This window comes from Pseudomonas sp. Sample_23, from assembly GCF_004307595.1.
Taxonomy (GTDB): Bacteria; Pseudomonadota; Gammaproteobacteria; order Pseudomonadales; family Pseudomonadaceae; genus Aquipseudomonas; species Aquipseudomonas atacamensis.
In genome coordinates, this window is the sequence record NZ_RCNX01000082.1 from 44,136 (window position 1) to 61,399 (window position 17,264).

A 17,264-nucleotide genomic window follows, 5' to 3' on the forward strand; every position below is an offset into this window, starting at 1 on the left:
AAATCCCCAAGCCCTCAAAAGGTGAGAGGTGTCTAGTCCCTCGACCTGGTGAGCGGTGCTACAAGTTCGCGTCGGCTCAGGCTTTGAGCGGAACCAGACGCGGGGCAATCATGTTTTCCGGGCGCAGGATGTCGGCGAGCATGGCTTCGTCGAGCAGACCTTCTTCGCGCACCAGTTCCAGCACGCCGCGGCCGCTTTCAAGGGCGATACGGGCGATGCGGGTGGCGTTTTTGTAGCCGATGTACGGGTTCAGTGCGGTGACCAGACCGATCGAATGCTCGACCAGTTCGCGGCAGCGCGCTTCGTTGGCGGTGATGCCGACGATGCAGTGCTCGCGCAGCATGTCCATGGCACGTTGCAGCAGGCGGATCGAATCGAGGATCTTGAAAGCGATCAGCGGCTCCATCACGTTCAGTTGCAGCTGGCCGCCTTCGGCTGCCATGGTCAGCGCCAAGTCGTTACCGATGACCTGGAACGCGACCTGGTTCACGGCTTCCGGGATCACCGGGTTGACCTTGCCGGGCATGATCGAGCTGCCTGGCTGACGCGCCGGCAGGTTGATTTCATTGATGCCGGTGCGCGGGCCGCTGGACAGCAGGCGCAGGTCGTTGCAGATCTTCGACAGCTTGACCGCGGTGCGCTTGAGCATGCCGGAGAACAGCACGAAGGCGCCCATGTCGGAGGTCGCTTCGATCAGGTCGGCGGCCGGTACCAGCGGTTGGCCGCTGATCAATGCCAGACGTTGAACAGCCAGTGCCTGATAACGCGGGTCGGCGTTGATGCCGGTGCCGATCGCGGTGCCGCCCAGGTTGACTTCAGTCAGCAATTCCGGGGCCAGCGTCTTCAGACGCGCGAGGTCTTCGCCCATGGTGGTGGCGAACGCGCGGAATTCCTGGCCGAGGGTCATCGGCACGGCGTCTTGCAGCTGGGTACGGCCCATTTTCAGGACGTGGTCGAACTCTTTACCCTTGGCCGCGAACGCCTGAATCAGGCTGTCGAGGCTGGCCAGCAGCGCGTCGTGACCCAGCAGCAGACCCAGGCGGATCGCCGTCGGGTAGGCGTCGTTGGTCGACTGCGCCATGTTCACGTCGTCGTTCGGGTGCAGGTACTGGTACTCGCCTTTCTCGTGGCCCATCGCTTCCAGAGCAATGTTGGCGATCACTTCGTTGGCGTTCATGTTGGTAGAGGTGCCGGCGCCACCTTGAATCATGTCGACCACGAACTCTTCGTGGTAATCGCCGCGGATCAATCGGGCACAGGCTTCGCTGATGGCAGCGTGCTTGGCTTCGCTCAGGTGACCCAGCTCGCGGTTGGCGTCAGCGGCGGCCTGTTTGACCATCGCCAGGCCCACAACCAGTTTCGGGTAATGCGAAATCGGAACGCCCGAGAGGCGGAAGTTGTTCACCGCTCGCAGGGTCTGGATGCCGTAGTACGCATGGGCCGGTACTTCGAGGGCGCCAAGCAGGTCGGTTTCTGTGCGGAAAGATGCAGCGGAGGACATGATAGAAATCATCTCGATAAGGACCCGGTCTGTGCCGGAACGCTGCGAATGCTAGGCTTGTGGGGATTTTTGGGCCAATGCTGTTCAGCACTGCCCTATGCACATTCGGCATAATGCCCATGTGACGCCGCCTGTGCGGCAGACGTGTGACCTGTTTTGGTGCGTGTCCGGGAGGACGTGATGAATCTGGAAAGCAAATGGCTCGAGGACTTCAGTGCCCTGGCCGCCACCCGCAGCTTCTCGCAGGCAGCCGAACGGCGCTTCGTGACTCAGCCGGCGTTCAGTCGGCGGATCCGCAGCCTCGAAGCGGCGCTGGGGCTGACCTTGGTAAATCGCTCGCGCACGCCGGTCGAACTGACGGCGGCGGGGCAGTTGTTTCTGGTGACCGCGCGCACCGTGGTCGAACAGCTCGGCGAAGTGCTGCGCCATCTGCATCATCTGGAAGGCGGGCAGGGCGAGGTGATGCAGGTGGCGGCGGCACACTCGCTGGCGCTGGGCTTTTTCCCGCGCTGGATCGCCCAGTTGCGCAACGAAGGGCTGAACATCGCCACGCGGCTGGTGGCGACCAACGTTGGTGACGCCGTGCACGCTTTGCGTGAAGGTGGCTGCGATCTGATGCTGGCGTTCTACGATCCGGATTCGGCGATGCAGATGGACCCGGAAATCTTCCCGTCGCTGCATTTGGGCCAGACCGAGATGCTGCCGGTGTGCGCGGCCGATCTGGATGGCAAACCGCTGTTCGATCTGGAAGGCGAGGCGAGTGTGCCGTTGCTGGCGTACAGCGCCGGGGCGTTTCTCGGCCGATCGGTGAACGGCTTGCTGCGCCAGCGCCAGTTGCGCTTCACCACGATCTACGAAACCGCAATGGCCGACAGCCTGAAAAGCATGGCCCTGGAAGGACTCGGCATCGCCTGGGTGCCGCAATTGAGTGTGCGCGCCGAACTGGCTCGCGGTGAACTGGTGGTGTGCGGCGGCCCGCAGTGGCATGTGCCGCTGGAGATCCGCCTGTACCGCTGCGCCCTGGTGCGCAAGGCCAACGTGCGGTTGCTGTGGCGCAAGCTTGAAGGCGGCGCCGCACAAAGCGCTTGAAGCTGATGAAGATCGAATGTGGGAGCGAGCCTGCTCGCGAATGCGCAGTGTCAGGCCCTGAGGTATCGTCTGACACAACGCTTTCGCGAGCAGGCTCGCTCCCACAGGGGGATTTTTGCGCTGTTCTTTCGCTGACCTCAAGGTCAATAAAACCGGGCGTTTCGCTCATTTGACAGATGGTCGTTTCGGGGGCTGTTTATTGCTTTCTTTGCGGTATACTGCGCGGCCTTCGGCCGGCACGTCCGGCCATTTTTCGTACAATCAAGCCACGCAACCTGCGTGGCTTGTTGTTTTATGACGCGCCTGCGGGCGCTCCAGAGAGAAGAGGCGCGACGATGAGTGCACTGGTTGGCGTGATCATGGGCTCCAAGTCCGATTGGTCCACCCTTAGCCACACCGCCGATATGCTGGAAAAGCTCGGCATCCCGTACGAGGTCAAGGTGGTTTCCGCCCACCGCACCCCGGATCTGCTGTTCCAGTACGCCGAAGAGGCTGAAAGCCGCGGCATCGAGGTGATCATCGCCGGTGCCGGTGGCGCCGCCCACCTGCCAGGCATGTGTGCGGCCAAGACCCACCTGCCGGTGCTGGGCGTGCCGGTGCAGTCGGCCATGCTCTCGGGCGTCGATTCGCTGCTGTCGATCGTGCAGATGCCGGCGGGCATTCCGGTCGCCACCCTGGCCATCGGCAAGGCCGGCGCAATCAACGCCGCCCTGCTCTCGGCGAGCATCCTCGGCGCCAAGCACCCGCAATTTCATGCGGTACTGAAAACCTTCCGTGCCGAGCAGACAGACAGCGTCCTGGACAATCCAGACCCACGTATTGCCTGAGGTTGTTGAGATGAAGATCGGTGTAATCGGTGGCGGCCAGTTGGGTCGCATGTTGGCTCTGGCGGGCACTCCGCTGGGGATGAACTTCGCTTTTCTCGACCCTGCGCCGGACGCTTGCGCCGCTGCGTTGGGCGAACACCTGCGGGCCGATTACGGCGATCAGGATCATCTGCGCCAACTGGCCGATGAAGTCGATCTGGTGACCTTCGAATTCGAAAGCGTCCCGGCCGAAACCGTGGCGTTTCTTTCGCAATTCGTGCCGGTCTACCCGAGCGCCGAAGCCCTGCGCATTGCTCGTGACCGCTGGTTCGAAAAGAGCATGTTCAAAGACCTCGGCATTCCGACCCCGGCCTTCGCCGACATCCAGTCGCAAGCCGACCTGGACGCCGCCGTCGCTTCCATCGGTCTGCCGGCCGTGCTGAAAACCCGCACCCTGGGTTATGACGGCAAGGGCCAGAAAGTCCTGCGCAAGCCGGAAGATGTTGCCGGTACGTTCGCCGAACTGGGCAGCGTTGCCTGCCTGCTGGAGGGCTTCGTGCCATTCACCGGCGAAGTGTCGCTAATCGCCGTGCGTGCCCGCGATGGTGAAACGAAGTTCTATCCACTGGTGCACAACACCCACGACAGCGGCATCCTCAAGCTGTCGGTAGCCAGCACCGATCACCCGTTGCAGGCGCTGGCCGAAGATTATTCCAGCCGTGTGCTCAAGCACCTCGACTACGTCGGCGTGATGGCTTTCGAGTTCTTCGAAGTCGACGGTGGCCTGAAAGCCAACGAAATCGCCCCGCGCGTGCACAACTCCGGGCACTGGACCACCGAAGGTGCCGAGTGCAGCCAGTTCGAAAACCACCTGCGCGCCGTGGCTGGCCTGCCGCTGGGTTCGACCGCCAAGGTCGGCGAGAGCGCGATGCTCAACTTCATCGGCGTAGTGCCGCCGGTGGAAAAAGTCATCGCCATCGAAGACTGCCATCTGCATCACTACGGCAAAGCTTTCAAGGCCGGACGCAAGGTCGGCCACGCCAACCTGCGCTGCGCCGACATGGCCACGCTGCAGGCGCAGATCATCAAGGTCCAAGCGCTGATCGCCGAGTAAACCAGTTTCATGTGGCCGCGGCGGAACCATTCAGGGGCCGCCGTTCTCTCATGGCAGGATGCCAAAGTCTGTCTAGGCTTTGGCATATCTACCAAATCAGAGGGAAATGCCATGGGAATTATCGGAACCATCTTTATCGGCTTGATCGTCGGCCTGCTGGCTCGGTTCCTGAAACCGGGCGATGACAGCATGGGCTGGATCATGACCATCCTGCTCGGTATCGGCGGTTCGCTGGCGGCCACCTACGGCGGCCAGGCTCTGGGCATCTATCAGGCGGGCGAGGGCGCGGGTTTCCTCGGCGCACTGGTCGGCGCTGTCGTGTTGCTGGTGATCTACGGTCTGATCAAAAAGAACTGATCGAAAGCGACAAAGCCCTCTCGGCCCGCGCGGCCGGGAGGGCTAGAATGCGCGGCGACTCACCGTCCATTCCTTTGTCTGCCGAGCACCTTCATGCGCCGTCTTCTGTTGATTCTCCTCTTGCTGGGCAGCTATCTCGCCCACGCCGGCGAACTGCCGGAAACCGACTGGCTGGAACTGATGCCCAAGTCGGATCAAAAGGCCCTCGAGGCCATGCCTGAAATCGACCACAACACCCCCGAAGCCACCGGCACCTTCACCGAGAAGGGCGGGATGAAGCAGGCCAAAGGTCTGCCGGCGGTGATGTATTCGACGAAAACCGTGGCGTCGATGAACGACAAGCACATTCGCATCGGTGGTTACCCGGTGCCGCTGGAGTCCGATGCCAAGGGCCGCAGCACGTTGTTCTTCCTCGTGCCGTATCCGGGCGCCTGCATCCACGTACCGCCACCGCCGCCCAATCAACTGGTGCTGGTGCGATATCCGAAGGGTTTGAAGCTGGACGATATCTACACACCGCTGTGGGTGACCGGCACACTAAAAATCGAGAAGGTCAGCAATGACCTCGCTGATGCGGCGTATGCGCTGGAGGCGGAGAAGGTGCGGGTGGTGCAGGAGGCTGATCTCTAAAGCGCGCCGCACATAAATTTGGGAGCGAGCCTTTGTGGTGAGGGGATTTATCTGTAGTGAAGGGATTTATCTGTGGCGAGGGGATTTATCCCCGCTGGACTGCGCAGCAGGCCCCAGCTTTTGATTTAAAAAAAAGCGGGGGCCGCTGCGCAGTCCAGCGGGGATAAATCCCCTCGCCACAGGGCTCTTTGCCCTTTTGTATAGCGCTAGAGCTTAGAGCGGCGTAGCAGCTACGCTGACACCCATCGTATGGCGCGCCCCCGGCGCCAGGGTGACCAGATCATCCATCACATTCGCCGTTTCGATGCACAGCATGCGCTGCCAGCCATCGTTGTCCATGTCCGGCAGGGCGGCGGCGCGGTCGATCCATGGGTTCCAGATCACCGCCGTGCGCGAGCCGGTGGAGGTCAGCACGATGCGTCGTTCCCAGGTCGGATCAATGATGCTCAATTGCGGCGGAACGTCGAGGTAGATGCGGTCGGTCTCGCCGGCGAAATGCAGATCGCCGCTCTGGCTGGCCGTGTTCCAGTCATCCAGGGTCTCGATATAATTCAGCCCGGCCACGCCGTCGACATGCACATTGCGCACGTCACTCACGGCGAAATAGGTGTGCAGCGCCTGACTCAGCGTGACGGTGTCATTACCACGGTTATGGCTGGTCAGGCTGTAGTGCAGTTGATCCGCCAGATGCAGGGTCAGGGTCAGATCGACCTCGTGGGGCCAGCCCGGCAGGCCACCTTCCGGGTAGGGCAGCTTGAATTCGACCTTGATGCCGTCAGCCTCTGATTCGATGTTGCCCAACTGCCAATCCATCGCCCGCACCAGACCGTGCGCGGGGGCCGGTTGCTCGCCGGTGTACATGGCCTGCACGCTGCTCGGATTGCGTTCGAATTTGCCGAACCACGGCCAGCACACCGGCACGCCGGCGCGGATGCTCTTGCCGGTCTTGAACTCGGCCTTGTCGTTGAGCCAGATGATCGGCGGCTGGCCGTCGATCTGATAACTGAGGATGTGCGCGCCTTGCTGGGCCACCAGCACTTCGGCCTTGCCGTGGCGGATGCGCCAGCAGTTCAGTTCATCCTGTTTCACGGCTTCAACGTTGGGCGTGTTCATGGGCAACTCTCGATCAGACACTGGGGACGACTATCGACCGCAAAACGGCCGCGAGGTTTAACGCGCGCGTGGCGGCACCGAACGGGTGCGACCGCTGCCGTCGATGGCGACGAAAACGAAAACCGCTTCGGTGACCTTGCGCCATTCGCTGGACAGTGGGTCATCGCTCCACACTTCGACCATCATCTGGATCGAGCTGCGGCCGATTTCCAGGGTCTGGGTATAAAAGGACAACTGCGCGCCGACCGCGACCGGGACGAGGAACGCCATGCGGTCGATGGCGACAGTGGCAACGCGGCCGCCGGCCACCCGGCTGGCCATGGCAGTGCCGGCCAGATCCATCTGCGCGACCAGCCAGCCGCCGAAAATATCGCCAAAGCCGTTGGTTTCGCGGGGAAGTGCGGTGATTTGCAGGGCCAGGTCGCCCTGTGGGATCGGATCTTCTTGTTCGAGCTCTATCATGCCGAGGGGCCTCTGACCCGTGACTCTTCGTGGGTATTGCGGGTGGTAGCCGTCTTCAGGAAAAACGATTCAACACCGAACACACTGCGTTCGTCACGTTTTCCATCAGGCGCCTAAAGGGAAACTCTGCGAAAAAGGCTAAATCCCGAGCAAAGGACGGGCCAACAACGTTTTCGCACAGCAACCTCTTACAAATCCTGCGCAGGTGGCGAGTATATCGGTCGATAGACCCCGCGACGACCACCCGGTTCTGATTTCGACCGTCAATTACGCGCCTCTATGTGCTTTTTCGAACAATTTGCTATGGTGCCGAACCTGTCCGAGCCACCGCCAGCGTTGTTGTGGCGACAGATTCGACTATAAGAGAAGCCCTTGCCATGACCACAGCGCCTTCGAGCCTCGCGCAGCCCGAGCAACCCGCACGACCGTTGACCCGCAATGACTACAAGACTCTGTCGCTGTCCGCCCTCGGCGGGGCGCTGGAGTTCTACGATTTCATCATCTTCGTCTTCTTCGCCACCGTCGTCGGCAAGCTGTTCTTCCCGGCCGACATGCCCGAGTGGCTGCGGTTGATGCAGACGTTCGGCATCTTTGCTGCCGGCTATCTGGCGCGCCCTTTGGGCGGCATCGTCATGGCGCACTTCGGTGACCTGCTGGGGCGCAAGAAGATGTTCACCCTGAGCATTTTCATGATGGCCGTGCCGACGCTGATCATGGGCCTGCTGCCGACCTACGCGCAGATCGGCATCTGGGCGCCGATCCTGTTGCTGCTGATGCGGGTGATCCAGGGCGCGGCGATTGGCGGCGAAGTGCCGGGGGCGTGGGTCTTCGTTTCCGAACACGTACCGCAAAAGCACATCGGTTATGCCTGCGGCACGCTCACCAGTGGCCTGACTGCCGGCATCCTCCTCGGCTCGCTGGTCGCCACGGCGATCAACAGCATTTATACGCCAGCCGAAGTGTCGGATTACGCCTGGCGGATCCCGTTCCTGCTCGGCGGCGTGTTCGGCCTGTTCTCTGTGTACCTGCGCCGCTGGCTGCACGAAACTCCGGTGTTCGCCGAACTGCAACTGCGTAAAGCGCTGGCCGAAGAAGTGCCGTTGCGCGCGGTGCTGCGGGATCATCGCGGCGCCATCGCCATTTCGATGCTGCTGACCTGGCTGCTGTCGGCCGGCGTCGTCGTAGTGATCCTGATGACCCCGACCGTGCTGCAAACGGTCTACCACTTCTCGCCGACCACGGCGCTGCAAGCCAACAGCCTGGCCATCGTCTTCCTCAGCCTCGGCTGCATTGGCGCCGGCGCGCTGGCCGATCGCTTCGGCGCCGGTCGCGTCTTCGTCTTTGGCTGCCTGGGCCTGCTGATCAGCTCCTGGACCTTCTACCACAGCCTCGCCGACCACCCGGACTGGCTGTTCCCGCTGTACGCATTGACCGGTTTGCTGGTCGGCACCATCGGCGCGGTGCCGTACGTGATGGTGAAGGCGTTCCCGCCGGTGGTTCGCTTCAGTGGCTTGTCGTTCTCGTACAACGTCGCGTACGCGATCTTCGGTGGCTTGACGCCGATGGTGGTGAGCCTGCTGCTGAAAGAAAGCGCGATGGGGCCTGCCTACTATGTGGCAGTGCTGTGCGGGATGGGGATTCTGGTCGGGGCGTGGCTCTGGAAGAAGGGGCGTTGATTTTCTCTCCCGCCTGATCGTTCCCACGCTCCGCGTGGGAACGCATCCTGTGACGCTCCGCGTCACGTCTCAAATGCGGACGCAGAGCGTCCATGGCGGCGTTCCCACGCAGAGCGTGGGAACGATCTGTCGCGACATGCTGGCCTTTCATCCAATTGTCATATTTCAGCCATAGAGTGTTCACATGGCCTGCTGATACTTGGCCCCGACTTAACACACCCTATCTGCTAGGAGTAAGGCATGAAACTGAAGCGTTTGATGGCGGCAATGACTTTTGTCGCTGCTGGCGTTGCGACTGCCAACGCGTTCGCCGCTGTTGACCCTGCTATCCCGAGCTACACCAAGACCACTGGTGTGTCGGGCAACCTGTCCAGCGTCGGTTCCGATACCCTGGCCAACCTCATGACCCTTTGGGCTGAGAACTACAAAAAAGAATACCCGAACGTCAACATCCAGATTCAGGCTGCCGGTTCTTCCACCGCGCCACCTGCACTCACCGAAGGCACCGCCAACCTGGGCCCGATGAGCCGCAAGATGAAGGACAACGAGCTGCAGGCTTTCGAACAGAAGTACGGCTACAAGCCGACGGCAATCCCGGTTGCCGTGGATGCCCTGGCGGTGTTCGTGCACAAGGACAACCCGATCAAGCACCTGACCATGGCTCAGGTCGATGCGATCTTCTCCTCGACGCGTCTGTGCGGTGCCAAAGCTGACGTCAAGACCTGGGGCGACCTGGGCGTAACCGGTGACCTGGCCAACAAGCCAGTCCAGCTGTTCGGCCGTAACTCGGTGTCCGGCACCTACGGCTACTTCAAGGAAGAAGCCCTGTGCAAAGGCGACTACAAGCCGAACGTCAACGAACAACCAGGTTCGGCGTCGGTGGTGCAGTCGATCAGCAGCTCGCTTAACGGCGTCGGCTACTCGGGCATCGGCTACAAGACCGCCAGCGTGAAAACCGTCGCCCTGGCCAAGAAAGAAGGCGGCGAGTTCATCGAAGACACCGAAGAAAACGCCCTGAACGGCAAGTATCCGCTGTCGCGCTTCCTCTACGTTTACGTCAACAAAGCCCCGAACAAGCCTCTGGCCCCGCTGGAAGCCGAGTTCGTGAAACTGGTGCTGTCGAAGCAGGGCCAGGAAGTGGTAGTGAAAGACGGCTACATCCCGCTGCCAGCCAAGGTTGCCGCCAAGGCACTGGCTGACCTCGGTCTGCAGGAAGGCGGCGCTGTCGCCAAGAAGTAACACCCTGAGGCCGGCCTGAAGCCGGACTCCTGTGGGAGCGAGCCTGCTCGCGAAGGGGTGGTCGCATGCAGCATCGATGTGACTGACCCGACGCCTTGGCGAGCAGACGCGCTCCTGCAACCACCAAATTTTCGACTCCGCTGCCGGACTTCCGGCTGGCGGATTTGCTGCGTCACTGCACTGTCATCTTTCTGTCATACAGGATCGCTAGGGTGTGCGCATGAATGATCTGGCCAATTCCCCAATGACTACGTCTTCCCCTCCCAAGCGCATTGATTTCAATACGCCTGAGCTGCAACGCAAGCGCCGCATCCGCGCGCTCAAGGATCGCTTCACCCGTTGGTACGTCCTCGTTGGCGGCCTGGCGGTGCTCGCGGCCATCACCCTGATCTTCTTCTTCCTCGCTTACGTTGTAGCGCCGCTGTTTCAAGGCGCCGACCTGACCGCGAAAGACTCGATCACCCCGGCCTGGATGCAGGACGCGGGCAAGCCGCTGATGATCTCGCTCGAAGAGCAGAATCAGGTAGCCATGCGTGTGTCCGACAAGGGCCAGGCGCTGTTCTTCGATCTCGACAGTGGCGCTGAATTGAGGCGTGTCGATCTGCCGCTGCCTGCGGGCGCCACCGTGACATCTATCGGCGAAGACCAGCCGGGTTATCCGCTGGTGGCCGTGGGGCTGTCCAACGGTCAGGCGCTGGTGTTCCGTCATACCTATAAAGTCAGCTACCCCGATGGCAAGAAAACCATCAGCCCGGCCATCGAATACCCCTATGGCGAGGCACCGATTGCGCTGAACGAAAGCGGCGGCGCGCTGGAGCATGTCAGCCTCAACGCCACCGACTCGACGCTGATGCTGGTCGGCTCCACTGGCTCGCAACTCAACGTGCTTTCGCTGACCAGCGAAGAAAACATGATGACCGGCGAAGTCACCAACGAGCAGACGCGCATCGATCTGCCGCAGATGACTGAGCCTGTGAAAAACATCTTCGTCGACCCGCGCCAGCAGTGGCTGTACGTGGTCAACGGGCGTGCCCAGGCCGACGTGTTCAGCCTGCGCGACAAGAGCCTCAACGGGCGCTACAAACTGCTGGAAAACGCTGACGCCCAAGTCACCGCCACCGCGCAGCTGGTCGGCGGTATCTCACTGATCGTCGGCGATTCCAAGGGCGGTCTGGCCCAGTGGTTCATGGCTCGCGATACCGATGGCGAGCAGCGTCTGAAGCAGATCCGCACCTTCCAGATGGGCACCACGCCGATCGTTGAAATCGCTGCCGAAGAGCGCCGCAAAGGCTTCCTCGCCCTTGATGCCAGCGGCAAGCTCGGCGTGTTCCACAGCACTGCACACCGCACGTTGCTGGTCGATCAGGTGGTTGAAGGCCAGGGCCTGTTCGGTCTGTCGCCGCGCGCCAACCGAGTGATCGTCGAAGCCGGCGGCAAGCTGCAGCCGTTGCTGCTCGACAATCCGCACCCGGAAGTATCGTGGAGCGCGCTGTGGAGCAAGGTCTGGTATGAGAACTACGACGAGCCTAAGTACGTCTGGCAATCGACCGCCGCCAACACCGATTTCGAACCGAAACTGAGCCTCTCGCCGCTGACCTTCGGCACTCTGAAGGCCGCGTTCTACGCCATGCTGCTGGCCGCGCCACTGGCCGTCGCTGCGGCGATCTACACCGCGTACTTCATGGCCCCGGGCATGCGCCGCAAGGTCAAACCGGTGATCGAACTGATGGAAGCGATGCCGACGGTGATCCTCGGTTTCTTCGCCGGTCTGTTCTTGGCTCCATATGTAGAAGGGCATCTGCCGGGCATCTTCAGCCTGCTGATGTTGCTGCCGATCGGCATTCTGGTCGCCGGTTTCACCTTCAGCCGCCTGCCCGAATCCATCCGCCTGAAAGTCCCGGACGGTTGGGAAAGTGCGCTGCTGATTCCGGTGATCCTGTTTGTGGGCTGGCTGTCGCTGTACATGAGTCCGTTCATGGAGAACTGGTTCTTCGGCGGCGACATGCGCATGTGGATCTCCCACGACCTGGGCATCACCTACGACCAGCGCAACGCTCTAGTGGTCGGTCTGGCCATGGGCTTCGCGGTGATCCCGAACATCTACTCGATCGCCGAAGACGCCGTGTTCAGCGTGCCGCGCGGTCTGACCCTGGGTTCGCTGGCCCTCGGTGCGACGCCGTGGCAGACCATGACCCGCGTGGTGATCCTGACCGCCAGCCCGGGGATCTTCTCGGCGCTGATGATCGGCATGGGCCGTGCGGTCGGCGAAACCATGATCGTGCTGATGGCCACCGGCAACACCCCGGTGATGGAGATGAACCTGTTCGAAGGCCTGCGCACCCTGGCCGCCAACGTCGCGGTGGAAATGCCCGAGTCGGAGGTCGGTGGCAGCCACTACCGCGTGCTGTTCCTCTCGGCGCTGGTGCTGCTGCTTTTCACCTTCGTCATGAACACCCTGGCAGAACTGATTCGTCAGCGTCTGCGCAAGAAATACTCGTCGCTTTAAGCAAAGGTAGAAGTCTGTGAAACAGAACTCCCTGAAAGGATGGTTCAAGAGCGGCGCCCCGGGCGTCTGGATCAGCGGTGGCGCGGTGTCCATCGCGGTCATCATGACCATTGGCCTGTTGGCGGTGATTGCCGTGCGCGGTCTCGGTCACTTCTGGCCGGCGGACCTGATCCACGCCCATTACGACGTACCGGGCCAGGCCAATCACCTGGTGATCGGCGAAGTGGTGCAGAAAGAAGAAGTGCCGCGCGCACGTCTGAAGAGCGCCGGCCTGCCGGTGCCTGACGAAGGCCCGGAATTCATGACCCGCGAGCTGATCAAGGTCGGCAACCGTGACCTGAACGGCAACGACTTCACGTGGATCGTCGGCGAGTGGCTGACCAAGCAGACCACACCGCCAGAATTGATGGCGATCGAGCGTCGCGAGTGGGGCAACTTCTACGGCTATCTGGTCAACGTCAAACAGGATGGCAAGGTCATCGCCGAGGGCGAGGCCGCATGGCCTGAACTGCAAGCGCGCATCGATCGGGTGAACGATCTCGCGGCTCAACTGAAGACGCTGGAAAAAACCGACATCGGCGCAATCAACGCCGGTCTTGAACGCATCCGACTGCATGGGCGCAAGCTCGAGCTGGAAGGCAAACTCGACGCCACCGCACAAGCGGACATGGAATCCGAGCGCGCCGAGCTGGACGCGCGCTACAAGGACATCGAAGCACGTCTGTCTGATTTGCATGCACAGTTCAACCGCGACGCCTTGACCGCCCGTGACGCCAACGGCAAGGAAATCGAAATCGGTCTGGGCAAAGTCGTGCATGCCTACCAGCCAAACGGCATGAGCACCTTGACCAAGGTTGGTTTCTACTTCAGCAAGATCTGGGAATTCCTCTCCGACGACCCGCGTGAAGCGAACACCGAAGGCGGGATCTTCCCGGCGATCTTCGGCACCGTGATGATGACCCTGATCATGGCGATGATCGTTACCCCGTTCGGCGTGCTGGCAGCGGTGTACCTGCGCGAATACGCCAAGCAGAACACCCTGACCCGGGTCATTCGCATTGCGGTGAACAACCTCGCCGGCGTACCGGCGATCGTGTACGGCGTGTTCGGTCTGGGCTTCTTCGTTTACGTGCTGGGTGGCTCGGTCGACCGCTTGTTCTTCCCTGAAGCTCTGCCGGCGCCGACGTTCGGTACGCCGGGCCTGCTCTGGGCTTCGCTGACCCTCGCGCTGCTGGCCGTGCCGGTGGTGATCGTGGCGACCGAAGAAGGTCTGGCGCGGATTCCCCGCACTGTGCGTGAAGGTTCGTTGGCTCTCGGCGCGACCAAAGCGGAGACGCTGTGGAAAATCGTTATCCCGATGGCCAGCCCGGCCATGATGACCGGGATGATCCTCGCCGTGGCCCGCGCCGCCGGTGAAGTGGCGCCGCTGATGCTGGTGGGTGTGGTGAAACTGGCGCCGTCGCTGCCGGTGGACGGCAACTACCCGTACCTGCACCTGGACCAGAAGATCATGCACCTGGGCTTCCACATTTATGACGTCGGCTTCCAGAGCCCCAACGTCGAAGCAGCCCGCCCGCTGGTGTACGCCACCGCGCTGCTGCTGGTGCTGGTGATCGCGACGCTGAACCTGTCGGCGGTGTATATCCGCAACCACCTGCGCGAAAAATACAAAGCACTGGACAGCTGATTTTGCAGCACTGATTTCTATGTGGGAGCGAGCCTGCTCGCGAAGGCATCACCGCGGTTTCATAGACAAACCGCAGCGCCTGAATCGCGAGCAGGCTCACTCCTACAAAACCGAACCGAATTTGTTAGCACAGGGAGCCTCCCATGCAGCACGAAACACACAGCCACGGCATCAACATGTCTGCCCTGGGCCGCGACAAGCAGAGCCTGGACCTGGCGCAGGAAACCGTCGCCATCGAAGTGCCGGGCCTGAGCCTCTACTACGGCGACAAACAGGCACTGTTCGACGTCAGCATGAACATCCCGAAGCAGCGCGTGACCGCGTTCATCGGCCCGTCGGGCTGCGGTAAGTCGACGCTGCTGCGTACCTTCAACCGGATGAACGATCTGGTCGACGGCTGCCGTGTCGAGGGCGCGATCAACCTGTACGGCAACAACATCTATCGCAAGGGCGAAGACGTGGCCGAACTGCGTCGTCGCGTCGGCATGGTGTTCCAGAAGCCCAACCCGTTTCCGAAGACCATCTACGAGAACGTCGTCTACGGTCTGCGCATCCAGGGCATCAACAAGAAGCGCATCCTCGACGAGGCCGTTGAGTGGGCGTTGAAAGGCGCGGCATTGTGGGACGAGGTCAAAGACCGTCTGCACGACTCGGCCCTCGGTCTGTCCGGCGGTCAGCAACAGCGTCTGGTGATCGCGCGCACCATCGCGGTTGAGCCGGAAGTGCTGCTGCTCGACGAACCGTGCTCGGCTCTCGACCCGATCTCGACGCTGAAAGTCGAAGAGCTGATCTACGAGCTGAAGTCCAAGTTCACCATCGTCATCGTTACCCACAACATGCAACAGGCGGCACGGGTGTCCGACTACACCGCGTTCATGTACATGGGCAAACTGGTGGAATTCGGCGACACCGATACCCTGTTCACCAATCCGGCGAAGAAGCAGACGGAAGACTACATCACCGGTCGCTATGGCTGATTGGGGCAGCTGCAAGCCGCAAGCTACAAGCGGCAAGAAAGAATTGGTGCGATATCAGGACTTACACATAACTGCTTGAAGCTTGCAGCTTGAAGCTTGCAACTTTCGCGGAGCGAACAATGATTTCCAAAGAAGGCCTTACCCATCACATTTCCGCGCAGTTCAACGCTGAACTGGAGGAAGTGCGCAGCCACCTCCTTGCCATGGGCGGGCTGGTCGAGAAGCAGGTCAACGACGCGGTCACGGCGCTGATCGAGGCCGACTCCGGCCTGGCTCAGCAGGTCCGTGAGATCGATGACCAGATCAACCAGATGGAACGCAACATCGACGAAGAATGCCTGCGCATTCTCGCCCGTCGTCAGCCGGCAGCCTCCGACCTGCGTTTGATCATCAGCATTTCCAAGTCGGTGATCGACCTTGAGCGTATCGGCGACGAAGCCACCAAGATCGCCCGTCGTGCCATCCAGTTATGCGAAGAAGGCGAAGCGCCGCGCGGTTACGTCGAGGTTCGTCACATTGGCGACCAGGTGCGCAACATGGTTCGTGATGCGCTGGACGCCTTCGCCCGTTTCGACGCCGATCTGGCCTTGTCGGTGGCGCAGTACGACAAGATCATCGACCGCGAATACAAAACCGCCCTGCGTGAGCTGGCCACCTACATGATGGAAGATCCGCGCTCTATCTCGCGGGTGCTGAGCATCATCTGGGTCCTGCGTTCACTGGAGCGCATCGGCGATCATGCGCGCAACATCTCCGAACTGGTGATCTACCTGGTGCGCGGTACCGACGTGCGCCACATGGGCCTCAAGCGCATGAAAGAAGAAGTTGAAGGCACAAGCGCTGAAACCGCTAATGTTCCGGGCGAAGCTGACGATAAGTAAGATTGCCTGAGAAAAGCGCCTGGCCCTCTGGCCGGGCGTTTTTGTTTCTGCTTTTCAGAAGCGGATTCGTATCAAAAGCAGCACCCGCGAACGAAAAGTCCCGGCGTGACTGAAGAGTTTTGGCAATGTGCCATCAGCCAGCGTTATGCTTGCCGGGATTTTAATAGGGGTGTTGGATGAGCAAGATCAGTGTGTTGGTCGTGGACGATGCTTCGTTCATTCGTGACCTGGTGAAAAAGTGCCTGCGTAATTACTTCCCGGGGATCCGCACCGAGGACGCCATCAACGGCAAAAAGGCCCAGGCGATGCTGGCCAAAGAGGCTTTCGACCTGGTGCTGTGCGACTGGGAAATGCCGGAAATGTCCGGCCTCGAACTGCTGACCTGGTGCCGCGAGCAGGACAACCTCAAGACCATGCCGTTCGTCATGGTCACCAGCCGTGGTGACAAGGAAAACGTCGTGCAGGCGATTCAGGCCGGCGTATCCGGTTACGTCAGCAAGCCGTTCACCAACGAGCAGCTGCTGACCAAGGTCAAGCAGGCACTGAACAAGGTCGGCAAGCTCGACACCTTGATGAACAGCGCGCCGACCAAAATGAATTCGGCATTCGGCAACGATTCCCTGAGCGCACTGACCGGCGGCAAGCCGGCCGTGGTCGGCGGCGCTGCGGCCAGGCCTGCCGCTGCTGCCCCCGCTCCAGCCGCTGCACCGTCGCGCGGTTTGCTCAACAGCCCGCCAGTTCAGGCGCCCGGTGCATCCAAGGCGCCGGTGGGCGGTCGTGGTCAGGGCCAGTTGCGCCTGCCGAGCGGTACTCAGCAATGCGTGATCAAGGCCTTGAGCATCAAGGAAGCCCTGCTGGTAGTGAAGCGCACCGAAACCCTGCCGCAGATCCTCGACAGCGCTGTGCTCGATCTGGAGCAGGGTGACAACGCCGAGATCGCGCGGCTCAACGGTTATCTGCACGCCATCGTCGCCCACGAGCAAAAAGCTGACAGCGACTGGCTGCAACTGACCTTCCGCTTCGTCGACCAGGATGCGCAGAAGCTCGACTACATCTCGCGCCTGATCGCCCGGGGCACGGCGCAGAAGCACTTCGTACCCGGCGCGTAAGCTTCGTCGCCCGATAGGCCGCCTTCGCGAGCAGGCTCGCTCCCACAGAGATCACACCGAACCTGTGGGAGATTCTATGATTATCCTCAAGCGATAACTGCCCCTTTCGATTGATAT

Annotated in this window: 15 protein-coding genes; 12 read left to right on the forward strand and 3 right to left on the reverse strand. The window is 61.3% G+C overall.

Translation table 11 applies throughout. The annotated features are described in order from the left end of the window. Positions 1–76 precede the first annotated feature (76 nt). Positions 77–1,501, reverse strand: a complete 1,425-nt coding sequence (gene aspA, locus D8U82_RS20030; RefSeq protein ID WP_016772472.1) for an aspartate ammonia-lyase — start codon at positions 1,499–1,501, stop codon at positions 77–79. A 180-nt stretch (positions 1,502–1,681) separates the two neighbouring features. Here aspA and D8U82_RS20035 point away from each other — a divergent pair, with 180 nt between their 5' ends. The 5 genes from D8U82_RS20035 to D8U82_RS20055 all read left to right on the forward strand — a co-directional run bounded on the left by D8U82_RS20035 (position 1,682) and on the right by D8U82_RS20055 (position 5,497). Next, complete coding sequence (locus D8U82_RS20035) at positions 1,682–2,590, forward strand: LysR substrate-binding domain-containing protein (RefSeq protein ID WP_024014837.1); 909 nt, start codon at positions 1,682–1,684, stop codon at positions 2,588–2,590. A gap of 335 nt (positions 2,591–2,925) precedes the next feature. Beyond that, entirely contained in the window at positions 2,926–3,417 is a 492-nt protein-coding gene (gene purE, locus D8U82_RS20040; RefSeq protein WP_007920220.1) for a 5-(carboxyamino)imidazole ribonucleotide mutase, read from the forward strand. Between the two features lie 10 nt (positions 3,418–3,427). Continuing rightward, the gene (locus tag D8U82_RS20045; RefSeq protein ID WP_073470876.1) at positions 3,428–4,510 is read left to right on the forward strand and encodes a 5-(carboxyamino)imidazole ribonucleotide synthase; all 1,083 of its coding nucleotides are present in this window, start codon (positions 3,428–3,430) and stop codon (positions 4,508–4,510) included. Positions 4,511–4,621: 111 nt separating this feature from the next. Beyond that, on the forward strand, positions 4,622–4,867 hold the full coding sequence (locus tag D8U82_RS20050; RefSeq protein ID WP_016772475.1) for a GlsB/YeaQ/YmgE family stress response membrane protein: 246 nt from the start codon (positions 4,622–4,624) through the stop codon (positions 4,865–4,867). A gap of 93 nt (positions 4,868–4,960) precedes the next feature. After that, a complete protein-coding gene (locus D8U82_RS20055) occupies positions 4,961–5,497 on the forward strand; it encodes a DUF3299 domain-containing protein (protein ID WP_125927713.1) in 537 nt (178 codons plus the stop codon). A 213-nt stretch (positions 5,498–5,710) separates the two neighbouring features. On the opposite strand, the gene D8U82_RS20060 is transcribed toward D8U82_RS20055, so the two are convergent. Continuing rightward, a complete protein-coding gene (locus tag D8U82_RS20060) occupies positions 5,711–6,610 on the reverse strand; it encodes a D-hexose-6-phosphate mutarotase (RefSeq protein WP_130902825.1) in 900 nt (299 codons plus the stop codon). A 57-nt stretch (positions 6,611–6,667) separates the two neighbouring features. After that, positions 6,668–7,072 carry an acyl-CoA thioesterase gene (locus D8U82_RS20065; protein ID WP_003229628.1) on the reverse strand — a complete coding sequence of 135 codons (405 nt, stop codon included), beginning with the start codon at positions 7,070–7,072 and terminating at the stop codon, positions 6,668–6,670. 377 nt (positions 7,073–7,449) lie between these two features. Here D8U82_RS20065 and D8U82_RS20070 point away from each other — a divergent pair, with 377 nt between their 5' ends. The 7 genes from D8U82_RS20070 to D8U82_RS20100 all read left to right on the forward strand — a co-directional run bounded on the left by D8U82_RS20070 (position 7,450) and on the right by D8U82_RS20100 (position 17,147). Next, complete coding sequence (locus tag D8U82_RS20070) at positions 7,450–8,748, forward strand: MFS transporter (RefSeq protein WP_016772479.1); 1,299 nt, start codon at positions 7,450–7,452, stop codon at positions 8,746–8,748. A 240-nt stretch (positions 8,749–8,988) separates the two neighbouring features. Continuing rightward, positions 8,989–9,987, forward strand: a complete 999-nt coding sequence (locus D8U82_RS20075) for a phosphate ABC transporter substrate-binding protein PstS (protein WP_016772480.1) — start codon at positions 8,989–8,991, stop codon at positions 9,985–9,987. Between the two features lie 220 nt (positions 9,988–10,207). Further along, on the forward strand, positions 10,208–12,493 hold the full coding sequence (locus D8U82_RS20080; protein ID WP_130902826.1) for an ABC transporter permease subunit: 2,286 nt from the start codon (positions 10,208–10,210) through the stop codon (positions 12,491–12,493). A 16-nt stretch (positions 12,494–12,509) separates the two neighbouring features. Next, positions 12,510–14,180, forward strand: coding sequence for a phosphate ABC transporter permease PstA (gene pstA / locus D8U82_RS20085; RefSeq protein WP_016772481.1), 1,671 nt, complete (start codon positions 12,510–12,512; stop codon positions 14,178–14,180). Between the two features lie 143 nt (positions 14,181–14,323). Next, the gene (gene pstB, locus D8U82_RS20090; RefSeq protein ID WP_071172078.1) at positions 14,324–15,157 is read left to right on the forward strand and encodes a phosphate ABC transporter ATP-binding protein PstB; all 834 of its coding nucleotides are present in this window, start codon (positions 14,324–14,326) and stop codon (positions 15,155–15,157) included. Between the two features lie 119 nt (positions 15,158–15,276). Beyond that, positions 15,277–16,038 carry a phosphate signaling complex protein PhoU gene (gene phoU, locus D8U82_RS20095; protein ID WP_016772483.1) on the forward strand — a complete coding sequence of 254 codons (762 nt, stop codon included), beginning with the start codon at positions 15,277–15,279 and terminating at the stop codon, positions 16,036–16,038. A 176-nt stretch (positions 16,039–16,214) separates the two neighbouring features. Next, positions 16,215–17,147 (forward strand): response regulator, encoded by a 933-nt coding sequence (locus D8U82_RS20100; protein ID WP_041476598.1) that lies wholly within the window; start codon positions 16,215–16,217, stop codon positions 17,145–17,147. Positions 17,148–17,264: the final 117 nt, after the last annotated feature.

Bases quoted from the DNA above. Each gene is read 5' to 3' on its own strand.
- D8U82_RS20060 (WP_130902825.1), bottom strand. From the start codon at position 6,610: ATGAACACGCCCAACGTTGAAGCCGTGAAACAGGATGAACTGAACTGC.
- purE (WP_007920220.1), top strand. From the start codon at position 2,926: ATGAGTGCACTGGTTGGCGTGATCATGGGCTCCAAGTCCGATTGGTCC.
- D8U82_RS20100 (WP_041476598.1), top strand. From the start codon at position 16,215: ATGAGCAAGATCAGTGTGTTGGTCGTGGACGATGCTTCGTTCATTCGT.
- D8U82_RS20065 (WP_003229628.1), bottom strand. From the start codon at position 7,072: ATGATAGAGCTCGAACAAGAAGATCCGATCCCACAGGGCGACCTGGCC.
- D8U82_RS20035 (WP_024014837.1), top strand. From the start codon at position 1,682: ATGAATCTGGAAAGCAAATGGCTCGAGGACTTCAGTGCCCTGGCCGCC.
- D8U82_RS20070 (WP_016772479.1), top strand. From the start codon at position 7,450: ATGACCACAGCGCCTTCGAGCCTCGCGCAGCCCGAGCAACCCGCACGA.
- D8U82_RS20055 (WP_125927713.1), top strand. From the start codon at position 4,961: ATGCGCCGTCTTCTGTTGATTCTCCTCTTGCTGGGCAGCTATCTCGCC.
- phoU (WP_016772483.1), top strand. From the start codon at position 15,277: ATGATTTCCAAAGAAGGCCTTACCCATCACATTTCCGCGCAGTTCAAC.
- pstB (WP_071172078.1), top strand. From the start codon at position 14,324: ATGCAGCACGAAACACACAGCCACGGCATCAACATGTCTGCCCTGGGC.
- D8U82_RS20045 (WP_073470876.1), top strand. From the start codon at position 3,428: ATGAAGATCGGTGTAATCGGTGGCGGCCAGTTGGGTCGCATGTTGGCT.
- D8U82_RS20050 (WP_016772475.1), top strand. From the start codon at position 4,622: ATGGGAATTATCGGAACCATCTTTATCGGCTTGATCGTCGGCCTGCTG.
- aspA (WP_016772472.1), bottom strand. From the start codon at position 1,501: ATGTCCTCCGCTGCATCTTTCCGCACAGAAACCGACCTGCTTGGCGCC.
- D8U82_RS20080 (WP_130902826.1), top strand. From the start codon at position 10,208: ATGAATGATCTGGCCAATTCCCCAATGACTACGTCTTCCCCTCCCAAG.
- D8U82_RS20075 (WP_016772480.1), top strand. From the start codon at position 8,989: ATGAAACTGAAGCGTTTGATGGCGGCAATGACTTTTGTCGCTGCTGGC.